This window comes from Candidatus Electrothrix sp., assembly GCF_052785085.1.
The window spans coordinates 1-16,625 of record NZ_JALAAI010000018.1 but is presented as its reverse complement, the minus strand read 5'-3'; the positions used below and the strand labels follow the sequence as shown (position 1 = coordinate 16,625).

At 45.7% G+C, this 16,625-nt stretch carries 15 protein-coding genes and 1 riboswitch; of the genes, 12 read left to right on the top strand and 3 right to left on the bottom strand.

The window, feature by feature from the left end; genetic code table 11:
* The first annotated feature begins 24 nt into the window (after positions 1 to 24).
* A complete protein-coding gene (locus L2082_RS04880) occupies positions 25 to 516 on the top strand; it encodes a ComEA family DNA-binding protein (RefSeq protein WP_446011052.1) in 492 nt (163 codons plus the stop codon).
* Positions 517 to 525: 9 nt separating this feature from the next.
* Entirely contained in the window at positions 526 to 1,488 is a 963-nt protein-coding gene (gene miaA / locus L2082_RS04875; RefSeq protein WP_446011053.1) for a tRNA (adenosine(37)-N6)-dimethylallyltransferase MiaA, read from the top strand.
* An 80-nt stretch (positions 1,489 to 1,568) separates the two neighbouring features.
* Here the strand turns inward: miaA and L2082_RS04870 are convergent, their stop codons facing one another.
* Complete coding sequence (locus tag L2082_RS04870; RefSeq protein ID WP_446011054.1) at positions 1,569 to 1,940, bottom strand: hypothetical protein; 372 nt, start codon at positions 1,938 to 1,940, stop codon at positions 1,569 to 1,571.
* Positions 1,941 to 1,971: 31 nt separating this feature from the next.
* Positions 1,972 to 2,050, bottom strand: a riboswitch (cyclic di-GMP riboswitch).
* Positions 2,051 to 2,222: 172 nt separating this feature from the next.
* Complete coding sequence (locus tag L2082_RS04865) at positions 2,223 to 3,533, bottom strand: pyridoxal phosphate-dependent aminotransferase (protein WP_446011491.1); 1,311 nt, start codon at positions 3,531 to 3,533, stop codon at positions 2,223 to 2,225.
* Between the two features lie 268 nt (positions 3,534 to 3,801).
* Here L2082_RS04865 and L2082_RS04860 point away from each other — a divergent pair, with 268 nt between their 5' ends.
* The 4 genes from L2082_RS04860 (at position 3,802) to L2082_RS04845 (ending at position 7,246) form a co-directional block, all read left to right on the top strand.
* Positions 3,802 to 4,866 carry a deoxyguanosinetriphosphate triphosphohydrolase gene (locus L2082_RS04860; RefSeq protein ID WP_446009696.1) on the top strand — a complete coding sequence of 355 codons (1,065 nt, stop codon included), beginning with the start codon at positions 3,802 to 3,804 and terminating at the stop codon, positions 4,864 to 4,866.
* Between the two features lie 176 nt (positions 4,867 to 5,042).
* The gene (fabZ, locus tag L2082_RS04855; RefSeq protein WP_446009697.1) at positions 5,043 to 5,495 is read left to right on the top strand and encodes a 3-hydroxyacyl-ACP dehydratase FabZ; all 453 of its coding nucleotides are present in this window, start codon (positions 5,043 to 5,045) and stop codon (positions 5,493 to 5,495) included.
* Positions 5,496 to 5,585: 90 nt separating this feature from the next.
* A complete protein-coding gene (lpxA, locus tag L2082_RS04850; RefSeq protein WP_446009698.1) occupies positions 5,586 to 6,386 on the top strand; it encodes an acyl-ACP--UDP-N-acetylglucosamine O-acyltransferase in 801 nt (266 codons plus the stop codon).
* A gap of 11 nt (positions 6,387 to 6,397) precedes the next feature.
* Positions 6,398 to 7,246, top strand: a complete 849-nt coding sequence (locus tag L2082_RS04845; protein WP_446009699.1) for an LpxI family protein — start codon at positions 6,398 to 6,400, stop codon at positions 7,244 to 7,246.
* A 104-nt stretch (positions 7,247 to 7,350) separates the two neighbouring features.
* Here the strand turns inward: L2082_RS04845 and L2082_RS04840 are convergent, their stop codons facing one another.
* Positions 7,351 to 8,088, bottom strand: coding sequence for a response regulator (locus tag L2082_RS04840; protein WP_446009700.1), 738 nt, complete (start codon positions 8,086 to 8,088; stop codon positions 7,351 to 7,353).
* A gap of 256 nt (positions 8,089 to 8,344) precedes the next feature.
* Between L2082_RS04840 and L2082_RS04835 the strand changes: the two genes are divergently transcribed.
* The 6 genes from L2082_RS04835 (at position 8,345) to L2082_RS04810 (ending at position 16,523) form a co-directional block, all read left to right on the top strand.
* Positions 8,345 to 10,396 carry an ATP-binding response regulator gene (locus tag L2082_RS04835; protein WP_446009701.1) on the top strand — a complete coding sequence of 684 codons (2,052 nt, stop codon included), beginning with the start codon at positions 8,345 to 8,347 and terminating at the stop codon, positions 10,394 to 10,396.
* 134 nt (positions 10,397 to 10,530) lie between these two features.
* The gene (gene rlmKL, locus L2082_RS04830) at positions 10,531 to 12,798 is read left to right on the top strand and encodes a bifunctional 23S rRNA (guanine(2069)-N(7))-methyltransferase RlmK/23S rRNA (guanine(2445)-N(2))-methyltransferase RlmL (protein ID WP_446011490.1); all 2,268 of its coding nucleotides are present in this window, start codon (positions 10,531 to 10,533) and stop codon (positions 12,796 to 12,798) included.
* 37 nt (positions 12,799 to 12,835) lie between these two features.
* Positions 12,836 to 13,336 (top strand): NUDIX hydrolase YfcD, encoded by a 501-nt coding sequence (gene yfcD / locus L2082_RS04825; protein ID WP_446011295.1) that lies wholly within the window; start codon positions 12,836 to 12,838, stop codon positions 13,334 to 13,336.
* A gap of 72 nt (positions 13,337 to 13,408) precedes the next feature.
* Positions 13,409 to 14,338: a c-type heme family protein gene (locus L2082_RS04820; RefSeq protein WP_446011294.1), complete on the top strand. Its 930-nt coding sequence runs from the start codon at positions 13,409 to 13,411 to the stop codon at positions 14,336 to 14,338.
* A 78-nt stretch (positions 14,339 to 14,416) separates the two neighbouring features.
* Entirely contained in the window at positions 14,417 to 14,869 is a 453-nt protein-coding gene (locus tag L2082_RS04815) for a hypothetical protein (protein WP_446011290.1), read from the top strand.
* A 40-nt stretch (positions 14,870 to 14,909) separates the two neighbouring features.
* Positions 14,910 to 16,523 (top strand): HAMP domain-containing protein, encoded by a 1,614-nt coding sequence (locus L2082_RS04810; protein ID WP_446011289.1) that lies wholly within the window; start codon positions 14,910 to 14,912, stop codon positions 16,521 to 16,523.
* The last annotated feature ends 102 nt before the right edge of the window (positions 16,524 to 16,625 follow it).

Sequence of the window (16,625 nt, the reverse complement as noted above, 5' to 3'; positions counted from 1 at the left end):
TATCTGTCCTACACAGAGGCGTTGATGGCAGAAGAACAGGCAAAACAGGATGCTCGGATTCCAGTTCTCCTGATTATAGGATTGATAATCCTGGGATACAGCTGGTTCTCCCCTGAGTTTAAGCGCCAAGCCTCTGTGTATCATCTCGTCCCGGCAGCTTCCGATCTCCAGATGGGTCAGGCAAAATTGCTTCGTATATCCCAGGATCAGGCAGATCAAGGTCAGCTGCCAACTGGTACGCTTGTCATAACCCCGGATCTCCCTTGTGGAACAGTACCACCAGAATTGACCGCACTTTTCAACCTCCCTTTGCCTATCAATCAGGCTGATCAGGAGAGTTTGATGTTGTTACCAAGGATCGGTACAAAATTATCTGAGCGGATCATTGCCTTTCGGAACGCTCAAGGTCCGATCACTGGACCAGAAGACTTTATCCGTATCAAGGGGATTGGTCCCAAGTTAACAGCTCGCCTGACCCCGCTTCTCTGTTTTGCCTTTACTGAAGCTGAAATCTGAATAAATATCGTGAAAGATTCTCTCTATCCTCAGACAGCTCTTGCCTGCCCGATCATTGTTCTGGTCGGTCCCACTGCTGTGGGCAAAACCGCTCTCTCTCTCCAATTGGTTCAGCGTTTTGACTGCGAGATCATCAGTATGGATTCCATGCAGGTCTATCGTCATATGGATATTGGCACAGCCAAGCCCAGCGAGGAAGAGCAGGCCGTTGTTCCTCACCATCTTATTGATATTGTTAATCCAGATGAACAGTACGATGCGGCCCGTTTTGTCGATGATGCCCTGGCAGCCATTGCGGAGATCGCCTCCCGCAACCGTACGGTCCTGTTGACCGGGGGAACCGGACTCTATCTTAAGAGCCTGTTTGAAGGATTATTTAATGTTTTGCCCATGGATAAAGGAATCCGGGCACAGCTCCGTGAGCGGCTGGAGCACGAAGGCAAAGAGGCACTCCATGCAGAACTCTGTCAGATTGATCCGGCCACTGGAGCACGGATTCATGCCAATGATACCCAGCGCTTATTACGCGGGTTGGAGATCTATCACAGCTCGGGTAGAACCTGGACTGAGCTGATTACTGAACAGCAGGTACAGAAGAACGAGCAGAAAAATCGTTTCAGCCGGGTTTTCCAGGTGGCCTTGGATTGTGAGCGGGTAAAGCTCTATGAACGGATAGAACAACGCAGTCATATCATGCTGGAACAGGGGCTGATTGAAGAGGTGGAACGGTTGCGTGCTCTGGGGTATTCGTCAGAACTGCCGTCCATGCAATCTATTGGCTATAAGCATGTGAATAACCTGCTTGCAGGGGATTGGAATCAGGCTGAAATGTTGGAATACCTTGTTCGGGATACGAGGCGATATGCCAAGCGGCAGATGACCTGGTTCAGGAAGCATCAGGATCTGAATTGGTTTGCTCGGGATGATTATGAGCAGATCGCTGCGCAGGTAGCTGAGGTGCTTTGTTTATAACGTCGGTTCCACCGCTGAGACAAGGGCAAAAAAAACCGGGTTGCGTGCAAAGCACGTACCCGGCTGACATCATTTTCCCTTTAAATCGTGCATCTTGTTTTATCACAGTTTGGACGGGGCTCATCTGCGATTCTTTGTACCTTATCCAGGTCGCATGCATCCGCATGATGCACAGTAGAGTAGATAAGAGCTACAAACTGACCGTTAATTTTTTTCGGTAAGAGACGGATCTGCATATTATCTTTCATCCATCCCTCTCCCATTTCTCTGTCTTTACTGTTAAGAAGAGTTACAGCTGCATGGAAGGCCTTGTCAGCAGTATTTCCATACGCTTTGAAACAATCGTTATCAGCAGCAGAAACAGAGGATACAGAAAGAAGAGAAAAAGGTATTGCGGCAAGTAATAATGCAGCTATGAAGAGACTTCTCTTGAGAGTAGTTGATTTTTGCATAACATTCCTCCTGGAATTATTGAGTTTGAAAGTAGGTAACCCGGCTATCTCTTTGCAAGAGACCCGTGGCTTTCCGACACCGCTTCACAACGGCTGTGGTCTTGTCAACTTTCTGGTTTCATTTTATCCAGAAAGCGCATTACCTCAAAGAACATGCCATAAAGATATATTTCAATGTGACTCTACTTTTTTATATAACGTCCGACATAAAACTGTCAAGTAGTTTATGTTAAAAATTATCAAAAGAAAATCTTTCTCACCTCTGTAACGGCCCGAGAAGAATCACGCAGAAGCCAGATACTCCTTAATCGCCCCAGCAATGGTTTGAAAAATCTGGGTAAACACCTCTTCGTCCCGTTCCAGCAAGGTGATCCGAAAACCTTGCATACTGGTTGCAAAGGAAGACAACGGCACCACGCAAACCCCTGAAGAGCCTAGCAGGTAATAGACAAAACGTTTATCCAGCGAAACATCAGGCCCGCTGACTATTTTCTCCACTGTGCTTCGAACCTGCTCATTTTCTATAGGCAGAGCTTGTTGATCATTGAGTACATCTTCTACAAAGGCAACACTCATATAAAAAGCCCCATTGGTTCTGTTGACCATAATGCCGTCAACCTCTTTCAGGATCTCATAGGCAATATTGGAGTATTTTTCATAGCGTTGTACCCGTTCGTCCAGATAGGTTTGGTATTCAGGGTGTTTCATTACCTGGGGCAACACCACTTGGGGCAGGGTCGTGGAGCAGACTTCCATCATCTTTGCGTTCAGGATGGAATTGATATATTTTTCAAACATGGGGTCTTGATGCCCATTATAAACCTCAATCCAGCCGCAACGCCCGCCAGGCCAAGGCATTTCCTTGGACACACCACGCATGCAGACAGCAGGAACCTTGTCGCCGATCAGGGTGGCTAAGGGCACCGCCTCAGTCCCGTTATAGACCATGTTTTGATAGACCTCGTCGCAGACAATAAAGAGGTCGTATTTTTCTGCCAAGGCAACAATATCCCGCAGAATGACTTCAGGATAGACTGCTCCAGTGGGATTGTCCGGGTTGATGATCAGGATGCCTGCCACTGCCGGATTATAGCGAATATGGTTTTCTATATCCATTAGGTCAGGATACCAATTATTATTTGGGTCCAGCATGTAGGTCAGGGGCCGGTCTCCGGCATGGGCGGCTTCAGCAGAGGAGTGGGTGGTGTAGCTGGGCGTTGGCACCAGTACTCTGGCGGTTCGCCGAAGAAAACCAAATATTTTTGAAATAGCATCTCCGAGCCCGTTAAAAAAGATAATATCTTCCGGGCTTATCTGAACACCACCCAGTGCATTGGTCTCTTTTGCGATAAATTGGCGGGTTGCCAGCATCCCCTTGGTCGGTGAATAGCCGTAGGTCCCATCCTGCTGCACTGCTGCCGCAACAATATCCTTCATCCAGGCCGGAATCTGTTCTCCCTTGGCCACTGGATCGCCGATGTTTTCCCAGTTAACATTCAGCCCAAGTTCTTGTAACTGATTGCCTACATTGACTATATTGCGAATTTCATAGGTTAGTTCACCTGCACCAATATGCAGAATATCCGTTCGCATTGAGGGCTCCTTTTACCGGCTGAGCCGGAAAATCAAATAATAAGTATTGGGTGATCAAGTTTCTCCTGTATAAGGGGACGATGACCGCTCAGTGTATCAATACAGCAAGAAATAAAATAAAAGTCATTACCACAGGGAATGGGGAACGTCAACCTGTTGGTGGAAAATGAACTTTCTGATGAGAAAAAACACTTGTCCTCGTACAAAGGTGTTGTTACAACTTTGGCACGTTTTGGAGAAAAAGTCATCCCCTGGTTCAAGGTCTGCTGTGAATATCCGCTGTCAACAGGAAGAACACGAGAAAAAAATTCTCTCACCCTCTGCTTTTTTGAGTAACCAAACACGGGGACGTTTCCGTTCAGAGCCGGATTGTGACCTGCGTACGGTCTTTCAAAGGGACAGGGACCGTATTATTCACTCCAAATCCTTTCGTCGCCTCAAGCATAAAACCCAGGTTTTTCTTGCTCCGACCGGTGATCATTACCGTACCCGTCTTACCCATGTGTTAGAGGTCTCCCAAATCGCCCGAACCATTGCAACCTGTCTTCGTCTAAATGAGTATTTAACCGAAGCCATTGCTTTGGGCCATGATCTAGGTCATACACCCTTTGGTCATGCTGGTGAGCACAGTCTTAATCAATTGCATCCCGGAGGATTCAGGCATTATATTCAGAGCCTGCGAGTGGTTGATTTCCTTGAGGCGGATGGGAAAGGACTGAATCTGAGCTGGGAAGTACGGAACGGAATTATTAAACATTCAAAAGGGTATCGGGACATTCTGCCTGACAATAGCAAGGATCTGCCTGCCACCCTGGAAGGACAAGCGGTCAGGGTGGCAGATATTATTGCCTATCTGAATCATGATATGGATGATGCCTTACGGGCCGGTATGATTCAGGAGGCTGATCTTCCCAAGCATTTACGTGAGGTGGTTGGTAACAGACCTTCCATGCGGATTGATACTATGGTCCGCGACCTGATTCGTGAAACCTTGCAAAAAAATGACAGCCGCCTGCATCTCAGCCCGATGATGCAGGAGGTGATTACGGATCTGCGTAGTTTTCTTTATAATACTGTGTACCGCAATGAGCGGGTGCATACAGAATTTGAAAAGGCCCAGAATATTATCAAGCAGCTCTACGGCTTTTTCCTGGAGTATGAATTTTCTGATAACCAAGAACCTCCCTTTGTCATGCGTTCGCCGGTTCAGAGTACAGAGGAGCAGAAACAACGGCATCGCCAGGTCTGCGATTTTATCGCTGGCATGACGGATCGTTATGCCTTGGGTCTGTATCGCCATATTTTCATGCCTAAGCCGTGGTCGGTTTTGTAGATGAGAAACATCTCTATTGTGTTCTCTGCTGACCTGCTCTGTTTTTCTTTACCCTGAGGGATAAATGGGCTATGCTCAGGTGTGCTTTGGGAAAAGCAAAAGCAGACTTTTGCCTGCTCAAGGAGCACTAAAGCCTTGAAGAGAATGCAATGATAAGAAAAAAGGAGAAGAGTTGAATGAGCGAGGACACAAAGGTGCAGTTGCCTCTGGGGATTAAGGAGATTCTTGATTTTTTGCCGCACCGATATCCTTTTATTATGTTGGACCGGGTTCTGGAGTTTGAACCGGATACAATGATAACCGCCTTAAAAAATGTTTCTATGGGTGAGCCCTTTTTTCAGGGACATTTTCCTGGTGAGCCAGTTATGCCAGGAGTTTTAATTCTTGAAGGAATGGCCCAGGCCGGAGCCGTGTTAGCCTATCTTTCCACAGAAGATATTACTGGAAAGCTGGTCTATTTTGCCGGAATGGATAAGGTTCGGTTTCGGAAGGTGGTACGCCCTGGAGACCAGCTGATTTATAAGGTGGAAATGGTTCGCAAAAAAAGGAAACTTATCAAGGTGCAATGTCGGGCGTATGTGGATGATGTGCTGGTAACTGAGGCTGAGCAGCTGGCCGCCTTTTCCTGATTTTTTGTTACGAAGCAAAAAGCAAATATGCAGCGTCTGCTGCTTTGAGATTGATTGTCGGCCTGATCATGTCGACAAAGGATGACGTACATGACTATACATGCTACTGCCGTGGTTGACCCACAGGCGGAAGTTCATGCAACTGCTTCCGTTGGTGCATACAGCGTTATTGGGCCCAACGTTTCTATTGGCCCGGACACGGTTATTGACGCACATGCTGTGATTTCCGGCCATACTCGTATCGGGGCTGGTAATCATATTGGTTCTTTTTCTTCTCTGGGTACGCCGCCGCAGGATACCCATTATCAGGGGGAGCCAACCGAACTGGTTATCGGTGACAAGAATACCATACGAGAATATGTTTCAATCCATCGGGGAACCCCTGCTGGCAAAGGAAAAACAGTTATTGGAAATAATAATATGCTCATGGCCTATTGCCATGTGGCCCATGATTGTGTGCTCTATGACCATGTTATTATGTCCAATGTGGCTACCTTGGGGGGGCATGTTGAGGTGGGCAGTTATGCCAATCTTGGCGGTTTAGTGGCTGTCCACCAGTTTTGCCGTATAGGCTCTTATACCTATATTGGTGGCATGTCCGGGGTTTCTATGGATGTTCCTCCCTATGTTATTCTCACCGGAACCAGGAACAGAATGCGTATTGCCGGGGTGAATAAGATTGGTATGCGTCGCAATGGCATGCCACGGGAGGCGATCAGTGATATTGATCGTGCTTTTCGAATAATTTTTCGTTCCTCGCCCCAGGTATTGTTGAAAGAGGCCTTGGTCCAGGCAACCCATGAGTTGGCGGATTCCAAAGAAGTACAGGTTATGGTGGATTTTTTCCGGGAAAGTAAGCGTGGTGTGGTGAAGCGTACTGAAGACAATTAAACCTCTTGCCTATGTCAATACCATCAACACCTATCGGACTTATTGCCGGAGGCGGACAATTTCCTCTTCTTTTTACTGAGGCAGCCCAAAAGCAAGGCCGCCAAGTCGTTGCAATTTGCCATCAGAATGAAACCGCAGCTGAGCTTGAGCAGGTGACTGATGTTTCCTGCTGGGTAAAGCTGGGGCAGCTGGGCAGGATTATCCGTTTTTTTCATGAACAGGGAGTCCGTGAGACTGTATTTTGTGGTACCATCACCAAAACTCGTATGTTTTGGGATGTTCTTCCTGATTTAAAGGGATTAAGCCTGTGGAATAAAATTGATAAGCGTCTGGACGATGCAATTCTGCGGGCCGTTGCCGGAGCACTGGAAGGCGAGGGGATTAAGGTGCTGGCCTCAACCTGTTACCTGGATCACCTCTTTTTTCCAAAAGGCATTTTAGGAGAGAAAAAACCCAGTAAGGAACAATGGGCTGATATTTGTTTTGGCTGGAGAATTGCTCGTGATATAGGGCGGCTGGATATCGGACAATGTGTTGTGGTCCGCGAAGGTGCTGTCTTGGCAGTTGAGGCCATAGAAGGAACAGATGCTGCTATTCAGCGGGGTGGGGAGCTGGCTGGTTCTGGGGCTGTGGTTGTGAAGGTGAAGAAGCCTGGCCAGGATTTTCGTTTTGATTTACCAGCTACCGGGACCAGGACCATTGAGACTCTTTCCTCAGTCAAGGGTGCTGTCTTGGCTGTTGAAGCGGCTCAGTCTCTACTTTTTGATCGTGAGGCTATGATTGCTGCTGCGAATAAAGCGGGTATTGTGGTTGTGGGCGTTGAAGAGGGTGAGGATCAAGAATTAGAATTACTCTGTTAAAGAACCTGGAAGAGGCATGCATCTGAATAATCTATGAGTACCTGTTGTTTCTCATAGATTATTCCGTGCTGCTCTTCGTTCCAGGTTTCTGGACTCGCACCTGCTCATTTCTTTTTTTGGATTCGGGTAAATTCCTGGCGAGCCTTATCCAAAGGGTCTACAGCACCCTCCTGTTCTATGTGATAGGGCATATCAAAAAGGAGAGGCATGAGTTGAGATTGTGTATCAGATGCATCTGATATAATAGTGGAGGGGCAGAATTCCTTCATGCTTAATTTGATCTTTTCCCATTCAAGCATTTCCAGAACAGCCTGATCACCGGTCAGGCTTCCCTGCTCGGCATCAATCAAATAGCCTTTACGAAAAAAGAAACTGCCCTGCTGACCATCAGAGGCAAAAACTTTTAAATGAGCAGTTTTTTTCTCCAGTGCCATAAGTTGAAGAAAAATGTCCAGTTCCGGGCCTCCTTCACTATCCTGGTAAAAATCCAAAGCATCGTAAATAGACTGCTCAAGGGTTTCAATGTCCAGTGGTTTTTCCAGGATATTCAGTGCTCCGGCTTTTCGCAGCTGCTGTTCTAAGCTGGATGTCCCAAAGGCTGTCATAACAAGGCTGGGAATCTCTGGAAAGGATTGACTCACGGCAGCAAGGAGTTCTATCCCATCCATTTTAGGCATTTTGAGATCAGTCACAAGGAGATCTATAGTATTGTCCTCAAGAATATCAAGGGCTTCTATGCCATTTCCGGCGGTCAGCAAATGAAAACGATCATTCTTTTCAAACGCAGCCTGGATGGTAAGGAGCAGATTGAGTTCATCATCAACAATTAATACATTTTTCATAACGCCATTCTTTGTTTATTTGTCTGGTATGTAACTTGCGCATAATATACAATATGTCATGCATATGTATGATAAGGTTGTAACGCTTTCATATTACTGCAAAACGCCTTCACGTATGAGGTGTGGTAACAATAAATCTTGTTTCTCACAACGTTACATGTTAGAGCAATAACAGTGTATGAAATAATTAGCAATAATAGTGTCTGAAGTAAACAAAAAATGTCTATATTATCAATCCGGCCTGAGAGAACAAAACATGAAAAATGAAAAGGCTTGTATCCTGCTGGTTGATGATGATTCACTAGTCCTGAATATTTTACATTATATTCTGGAAAATGAACATTATAAAGTCCTGAATGCGCAAAATGGTCAAGGCGGTTTGCAACTTGCCCAAGAAGAACAACCTGACTTGATTCTTCTTGATATTAATCTCCCTGATATCAGTGGATTCAGTGTTTGTAATCAGCTGAAGCAGCAGGAAAAAACCAAAGGGATACCTATTATTTTTCTTACTGCTACAGGTGTAGAGGCAGATGAACATCGCGGCTTTGCAGAAGGGGCTGTAGATTTTTTGCGCAAGCCAGTGAATAAGGCCCAGCTTTGTGCCAGAGTGAATAATGCCCTGGAGATGCAAGCTGCCCGACAGAAGCTGGAACAGCAGGCCCTTGATCTGGAGCGTACGAATTCGCTGCTTAAAGAATCACTTACTGTTCAACAGAAAACCAGCCGTAATCTGTTGCAGCGGGACCATATTCTGAGTTCAGTGAATTATGTGGCAAAGTCTTTTCTGAAAACAGAGAACTGGGACGAGATCATCAAAAAGGTGCTCAAATATCTTGCTGAAAATATTGATATTGAGCATGTATACCTGAAAACCTTTGAACCCCAGATTGCCCAGCGACATCATTATACCTGGTATAAACCCAATAACACGATTACGTGTTCAAGTATTGATCTCCTGGCCATGTGGAAGGCCCCTATTGAACTCTTGTCAGAAGGTGCGATAACCGGGCCTGATGAAAATATCCCTTCTTTTCTTTGGGGGGAATTTGAAAATAATAATATTCGTACCTACCTGATTCTTCCTGTTTATGTCTATAAACAGTTGTGGGGCTGTATAGGATTTGATTGCAGCCTTTCCAAAAGGTCCTGGGATAAACCTTTGGTGGAGGCGATGATAACCTCTTCTGAGATCATAGGAACAGCAGTGCAGCGTACCTTTGAATCCAGAGAGCGGACCCGGCTGGCAGCAGCAATCAATGAATTTGCAGACTGTGTTTTGATGACAGATAAAGCCGGGACCATATTTTATGCTAATCCGGCAAGCACCCAGGTTACCGGCTATTTACCAGAAGAACTGGTTGGGCTGAAGTTAGGGCAGGTTCAGTTTGATGAACATGGTCAGTTTGAATGCCGTGCTGTATTAAACGCAGCAGCAGCAGGTGCAGAATGGCATGGAGAGATAAAAAATCGCCATAAAGATGGAACAATGTATGATGAGTCTGTTGCCATTATCCCAGTCAAAGGACAAGCAAACAAGGTGAATAGTTTTTGTGTTATCAAGCGCGATCAGACAGAGAAAAAACGTCTGGAATCCATTGCTGAAGCAGCAAACCTTATGGATAACGTAGGGTTTGTTTTTTCGGGTATCAGGCATGAATTGGGCAATCCACTGAATTCGTTAAAGATGGCCATCAGTGTTCTGATCAGGCAATTGGATGAACTTTCCCCGGAGAAAATTAAAGAATTTCTTGATCGTTCCATAGGAGAAATTAAACGAATGGAATACCTGCTCTATTCATTAAAAAATTTCAACGTGTTGGAAGAGCAGGAGATAGTTCTTACAGACCTTGCTGCTTTTCTGGAAAATTTTAAACGAGTTCATGAAAAAGACTTATTAGGTAATGGGGTCAAGATGAGCCTGCATGTAAAAGACAGGGTTTGGAGCATGGTGGATGAACGGGTCTTGCATCAGGTTTTCCTGAATCTCTTGACGAATTCAGTCAATGCTCTGCGAAATACTCCAGACCCATGTATTTCTCTTTATCTCCTAAAAAAAGATGCTCAGGTTATTCAGATAATTTTTCAGGATAATGGCTGTGGTGTTCCAGAGCAGGTCAAGCAGCAATTGTTTAAACCATTCTTCACGACCAAGGCCAAAGGAACAGGCTTGGGGCTTACGATCGTAAAAAAGATGCTTACTTCCATGAATTGTACAGTGAATATTCAAGGAGAGGTGGGCCAGGGAACCAGTATGGTTATCACCTTGCCTGCGGAAAGGGATTTGGTCGAGAATGAGAGGGAGTGAGGATCGTTTCACTTGGATTTCAGGGGAAATGAAACCTGAAACATACGGAACGTATTATTATATTTTAAAATACCTGAAGGGCATGGTAACGTGCTTTTTTTCCAGATTTGTTTATGAGGTTTTTATATTAGTTCATGCATGCTCATCAAAGTTTCGAACGCTCGGTTCGATCAAAAAGAAGGCGGAATACAAAGGAACCCTATTATTTTGTCGCCACCTGCGCCGCAGGACTTGAAAACATCGTTCAGAAGGAGATTGTTGCATTAGGAGGAAAGAATGTAACAACAGCCCCAGGTGCAGTAACCTGGCAGGCCATCTCTCTGAAAACTGCTTATCTTGCCTGTCTCTGGTCTCGATGCAGTTCGCGGATTTTGCTCCGTTTGAGCCAGTTTGAGGCCTTGACACCGGAAGCACTCTATGACGAGGCGAGCAAAATCAACTGGAGTAAACATTTTAACGGTGATACAAGTTTTGCTCTTCATTCCACTTTGGTCAGGTCTACACCTGAACTGAATCATAGTCATTATGCATCTCTGAAAATTAAAGATGCTATTGTGGACCAGTTCCGCAAACGGACCGGCGAGCGGCCTGATGTGGATGTCCGTACCCCAGAGGTACGGATTAACCTGCATGTGGAAGAGACCGCAGCAACCCTGTCTCTGGATTTATCCGGGGATAGCCTCCATCGACGGGGATATCGAACGGGTGCCGGTCAGGCCCCTTTGAAAGAAACCCTGGCAGCAGCTATTGCCCATCTAGCAGGTATCCGGGTTGGTATGTCCCCTGATATCTGTATCATGGATCCTCTCTGTGGTTCTGGAACCCTGCTTATTGAGGCAGCCTTGATCATTGGTGATTCTGCACCAGGCTTATTACGGGACAATTTTGGCTTTCACCACTGGTTAGGTCATAATGAAAAAATGTGGGAGACCTTGGTTGATCATGCCGTGCAAAGGGAAGATCAGTATATTGACAGTCCCTGGCCCATGCTGATCGGCTATGATGCTGATCCACAGGTTGTTGCGGTTGCCCGAAAAAATATCACGAATGCAGGACTGGCCGACAGGATCACGATTAAGCAGCGGCAGCTTGCTCATGTACAGCCGCCAACTGCCAAGGGCCTGTTACTGACCAACCCGCCGTACGGTGAACGTTTGTCAGAAAAAGAAGCTGTAAAATACCTGTACCGTGCTTTGGGACGGATTTTTCGTCAGGAATTTCCTGGCTGGCAACTGGGCTTTTTTACAACAAATCCTGATTTAGCTGATATGGTTGGAGTGCGTTGGCAGGAGCGTCATCGTTTGTATAACGGTCCTTTGAAATGTCGTTTGTTGACAGCAGCCGCTCCTGGTCCTGCAGAGGAAAGTGCGAAAAGAACGACAGGATTCCCCTTTACTCTTCAGGACAATGACCCTGCTTTACCCGCAGAAGATTTTGCCAACCGTTTGCGCAAGAATTGCCAGCGGCTTTTTCCCTGGGCAGGAGAAAAGAATATTAGCTGCTTCCGCCTCTATGATGCAGATCTTCCTGATTATAACCTGGCCATTGATGTGTACGAACAATGGGTGCATGTGCAGGAGTATGAACCACCAGCAACAATAGGATCAGAAAAAGCAGAGGAACGTTTTAACCAGGCCTTACAGGTAATTCGTCACCTGCTCAATGTTCCCCATTCCCAGCTTTTTATCAAAAAACGGCGAAAACAGCAGGGCAAGGAACAGTATCAGAAACGTTCTGGAGCAACCGGGAAAACCGGCAAGGCTGGAAAGCTTTATGAGGTATGTGAAGGAGGTTGTCATTTTCTGGTGAATTTTACCGATTACCTGGATACTGGCTTGTTTCTTGATCATCGCAAAACCAGAGCTAAATTGGCAGAACTTGCTGAAGATAAAACCTTTCTTAATCTCTTTGCTTATACAGGTTCAGCAACCGTGTATGCTGCCAAGGGTGGTGCTGTCTCTACACAGACAGTGGATCTCTCGGAAAAATATCTTGTTCGGGCACAGGCCAACCTCTCCTTAAACGGATTTGGTGGGGCCTTGCATCAGTTCACTGAGGCAGACTGTCTGCAATGGCTCAAATCCTGTCAGGATCGCTCTCATCGTTATGGAGTAATTTTTGTTGATCCACCAACCTTTTCCAATTCTCGCCACAAAAAGATTGTTTTTGATGTGCAGCAGGACCATTCAGCACTGCTTCGGCTTGCCATGAACCTGCTCACACGGGACGGCGTACTGATTTTCTCCACAAATTATAGAAAATTCCAGCTGGATATGGAGTTGGAAAAGGAATTTGTCATCAAGGAAATAACAGATCAGACTCTTCCTGATGATTTTCAGGGAAAAGGTATGCATCGCTGCTGGCAATTACAGCACCAGAGCGGAGATGAAAAACAGGGATGAATAGTGTGGAAGAATACATGGAAGAATACGAGGAAGAATGATGTATACTCCAGGAGAGGAAATTGTCTCCATTGTGGATGAGCACAACCAAGAGCTGGGTGAATTGCCGCGCCGTTTGATGCGGGAGCAGCGCCTTATTCATCGGGCGACTTACATCCTGGTCTTTAATGCTGCGGGAGAAATTTTTATCCAGAAACGTACAAGAACAAAGGATGTCTATCCTGGATATTGGGACGTTGCAGCTGGCGGGGTTGTCCAGGCCGGAGAGACTTATGAGCAATCAGCAAAACGGGAATTGCAGGAAGAGTTAGGGATAGGACCCATCCCTCTCAATTTTCTTTTTGACCAGTATTATGAGGATCAGAAAAATCGAGTCTGGGGCCGTATCTTTTCCTGTGTGCATGAAGGACCTTTTACTCTGCAGGCAGAAGAAGTCGAAGAAGGGCGTTTTATGCATCCGCGCACTGCGCTTGCGTTCAGTGCGTCAGAGACTTTTACCCCAGATGGAATTATTGTATTGGAAAAAATTCTGGAATAATAAGAGAATGTTTTCAGGGTAAGTGAACAAGAAGCCTAATCAGGGTGAGTAAAAAAAACCGGAGGTCACTGTATGAACAAAAAATGGAGTATTCCGCTCAAGTTTTTTGCTGTTTTTACTCTGACAATGTTGTTGATTGCCGGGGCCTTTATTGCCAGTTTATCAGCTCTGCAAACCTATACTGCCCGCCATGAGGCTGGTGCTGTGGCAGATCAGGTTATTGCCTTCCGCACCTGGGTTGCCCAGACTGGGATGGTATGGGTGCGTAAGCTGGTATCAGGTTATCATGATTTTCTTGATCAGGAAAATGCTGTTGATGGCGGAGTATTTTATGGAAAAAATCCTGCCTTAGCCACCAGAGAATTGTCAATGATAGCGAACAAGGAGGCAACCCGTGCTTTTTTTCGGGTAACCAGCGATGATTACCGCCATGAGGACAATATTCCTGATGATTTTGAGCTTTCTGCCGTGAGAGCCTTTAAAGAAAATCACCTGCTTGAATTTGTTGAACAGCATGAGAATGGAACATACCGATACGCCCGCCCTATCTTAGTGCAAAAGGAATGCCTGAAATGTCATGGTGATCCCGAGGATGCGCCACCTGCTGTGATTGAAAAATACGGTTCTCAAAAGGCTTTTGGCTATAAAGTCGGGGAGGTTCGTGGCATTGTCAGTGTCACCCTGCCTGCTATGGGGATTCAGGAGGTTCTTCAGTCATTGATAACCCCCTGGACAGTATTCTTTATCTTTGTTATTTTTGTTATAAATCTTCTTTTTATTCAATCGGTGGTGGTTCGTTTGGTTCGTTTAACCAGAAGTGCAGAGGCTATTGCTGCTGGAAAATTGGAAACTGAGCTTGTCTACACCAATCCGTCTGAATCCAACGATGAACTTGATCATCTCTATCATGCAACAAATCTGTTGAAGCGAAGCCTGATTATTCTTTTTAAACGGCTTGATCAGCAGGCAGAACTGAAGAAACGGCAAAAGAACTCGGATTGATAGAAAGTATTTTTGCGCTCCCGGAAGGAGAGTTTTGCTTGTGAGCGCAGTACTCTTTGAGGCCTTGGGGAGGGCATTATGCGTATTCCTGTTGCTGATACTCAGAAACGCCTGACAAGCATCTGGTTCAGCGGGTCAGTTTTTCTTTTTACCCTGCTTGTGTTGCAGACAATTTTGGGTAAATACGGCAGTGAAGCAAGGCAGGCCTGGATTTTGATTTTGCTGACCTTTACACCAACCCTTTTTCTTCTTCTTGGAGCCTTAATTGCTGAGGCAAGTTCTCCGGCAGAAGCTGATGCCGTCATAACAGTTGATCGCTTTTTTTTTCGTCTTTCTGATTTTCTTTCCATGAGCTACTTAAGCACGGTCAGTTTGACCATCCTTTTCAGTCCGTTTGTACCTCTTTCCCAGCTGGAGTTTTTACAACTTTCTTACCTCTGGCTAATTCCCTTTCAAGGGGTGGTCATGGCAGCTCTTGGGGCATTTCTTATTTCCAAAAACACCCAGGCCGGTGGATCGAGAGATCAATGAATGAGTCAGGTCTGGAACGTATATTGACACAATATCCAGCATGAAGTTGTCCAGAATCTCTCTTCGACTCTATCTGGTTCTTATGAACTCAGTTCTGCTTGTTCTGCTCTATCCTTTACTTACTATTATTTTTCTTGATAAGACCACAGATTTTCGGGATGAGAATTTGCGGGATAATATTCAAAGCATGAACGAGGCTATGGAACAGCGGAGTGCGGCTTTGGTAAAAAGTATAGGGTTGAGTGTTGGTCAGGCTGCTGCTGGTTATGATGCCACCTTTCTTTCTGATTTGATGGCTGAGGTGGTGAAAAGTGACCCTGAGATGGTCTATTGCCTGGTTATGGATCAAGAACGACGAGTTTTGGCTCATCCAGATAAAAATAAGCTGGGAATCCGGCTGGAAGATGCAATGGCTCTGAGAAACACAAAACAACTCTGGCCGATTTTCCCTAAGAAATTCTCTCATGGCCAAGCGGTGGAAGTCTTTTTTTTGAAAGAAAAGGATGTTCTTGGCAATACAGTTCTGTTGGAGGCGGTGCTTCCTGTGTATAACGGCGATAAGCTCTGGGGCGTTTTGCGCTGTGGGTACACCATGCATTACCTGAACAGTAAAATAATTAAGGAACATCTTCGTTGGGATAAACAACTACGGGCCAAGAAAGTATATTTTATAACGATCATGGCGGTTTTTTTCTCAATTGCTGTTTTTGTTGCTGTGCTGTTTACCAGGCCCTTGCTCCGTGCCCTTGATATTTTGAGACGAGGGGTGCATCGGGTTCGTGACGGAGATCTGAAGCATGAGATCAGCAAGAACTTAGTCTGTAATGAGTTTGCTGATCTGGCAGGTTCATTTAACAGGATGACCATGGGGCTCAGAGCTAGTCGTAAAGAGTTGGCAGATTACAATAAAGCCCTTGAACAAAAGGTTGACGAACGGACTCTGGAACTCAAGGAAGCCCAGGATATCATGATCAAGCAGGCTCATGAAGCTGGAATGGCAGAAATGGCTGTCGGGGTGCTCCATAATATCGGTAATGCCATTACTCCGGCAAAGATCAGTGCAGCCACCTTAATTACCCGGCTCAAGACAAGTCCGCTTCGCAATAATCTGAATAAGGTTTTGCAAACGCTCGGTAACATATTGGAAACCCTCCCTGCAACCGCTGTTCCTGATGAGCAGGCCAGGAGAATGCAACAGATTATCCAGCTCATCCCGGAATCCATTGCAGAAGAGTATATACAGGTGGAAACAATTCTGGAGCAGATCTGTGACAAACACAGCCATATAGAAGATATTATCCGCTTGCAACGACAGTATGCCCGTATTCCTGTGAAGGAATACCAGCATATTGATATAAACCGGGTGGCCCGTGATGCCTTGAATATGTTACAGGATTCCCTGCGGCAGCGGGATATCAACGTGGAGATACATTTTCAGGATCTTCCATTGGTGCAATTTGAGGAAGCGCATCTTGTACAGATTTTCGTAAACCTTATAAAAAATAGTTATGAATCTTTTGATGACGGTCATGGAAAAGATAAGACAATAGTGTTACGATCTTTTGTAGAGGACAGCGAACCATATCATGTGGTATTCTCTGTGCAAGATAATGGATGCGGTTTTACTGACAGGCCCCTGACAGCCTTTCTGTAAAATGGACATAAGGCGCAATAACCCGACAGCCCTCAGGTTGGAGGCTCTCTCAGGCTCACGTTAATCAGCTTACCGTTACGTTGTATACCCAGAGCTGTTAAC

Excerpts from the sequence above, each read along its gene's own strand:
- L2082_RS04880 (WP_446011052.1), top strand. The coding sequence starts at position 25 with ATGGCAGAAGAACAGGCAAAACAGGATGCTCGGATTCCAGTTCTCCTG.
- L2082_RS04870 (WP_446011054.1), bottom strand. The coding sequence starts at position 1,940 with ATGCAAAAATCAACTACTCTCAAGAGAAGTCTCTTCATAGCTGCATTA.
- L2082_RS04865 (WP_446011491.1), bottom strand. The coding sequence starts at position 3,533 with ATGCGAACGGATATTCTGCATATTGGTGCAGGTGAACTAACCTATGAA.
- fabZ (WP_446009697.1), top strand. The coding sequence starts at position 5,043 with ATGAGCGAGGACACAAAGGTGCAGTTGCCTCTGGGGATTAAGGAGATT.
- lpxA (WP_446009698.1), top strand. The coding sequence starts at position 5,586 with ATGACTATACATGCTACTGCCGTGGTTGACCCACAGGCGGAAGTTCAT.
- L2082_RS04845 (WP_446009699.1), top strand. The coding sequence starts at position 6,398 with ATGTCAATACCATCAACACCTATCGGACTTATTGCCGGAGGCGGACAA.
- L2082_RS04840 (WP_446009700.1), bottom strand. The coding sequence starts at position 8,088 with ATGAAAAATGTATTAATTGTTGATGATGAACTCAATCTGCTCCTTACC.
- L2082_RS04835 (WP_446009701.1), top strand. The coding sequence starts at position 8,345 with ATGAAAAATGAAAAGGCTTGTATCCTGCTGGTTGATGATGATTCACTA.
- rlmKL (WP_446011490.1), top strand. The coding sequence starts at position 10,531 with ATGCATGCTCATCAAAGTTTCGAACGCTCGGTTCGATCAAAAAGAAGG.
- yfcD (WP_446011295.1), top strand. The coding sequence starts at position 12,836 with ATGATGTATACTCCAGGAGAGGAAATTGTCTCCATTGTGGATGAGCAC.
- L2082_RS04820 (WP_446011294.1), top strand. The coding sequence starts at position 13,409 with ATGAACAAAAAATGGAGTATTCCGCTCAAGTTTTTTGCTGTTTTTACT.
- L2082_RS04815 (WP_446011290.1), top strand. The coding sequence starts at position 14,417 with ATGCGTATTCCTGTTGCTGATACTCAGAAACGCCTGACAAGCATCTGG.
- L2082_RS04810 (WP_446011289.1), top strand. The coding sequence starts at position 14,910 with ATGAAGTTGTCCAGAATCTCTCTTCGACTCTATCTGGTTCTTATGAAC.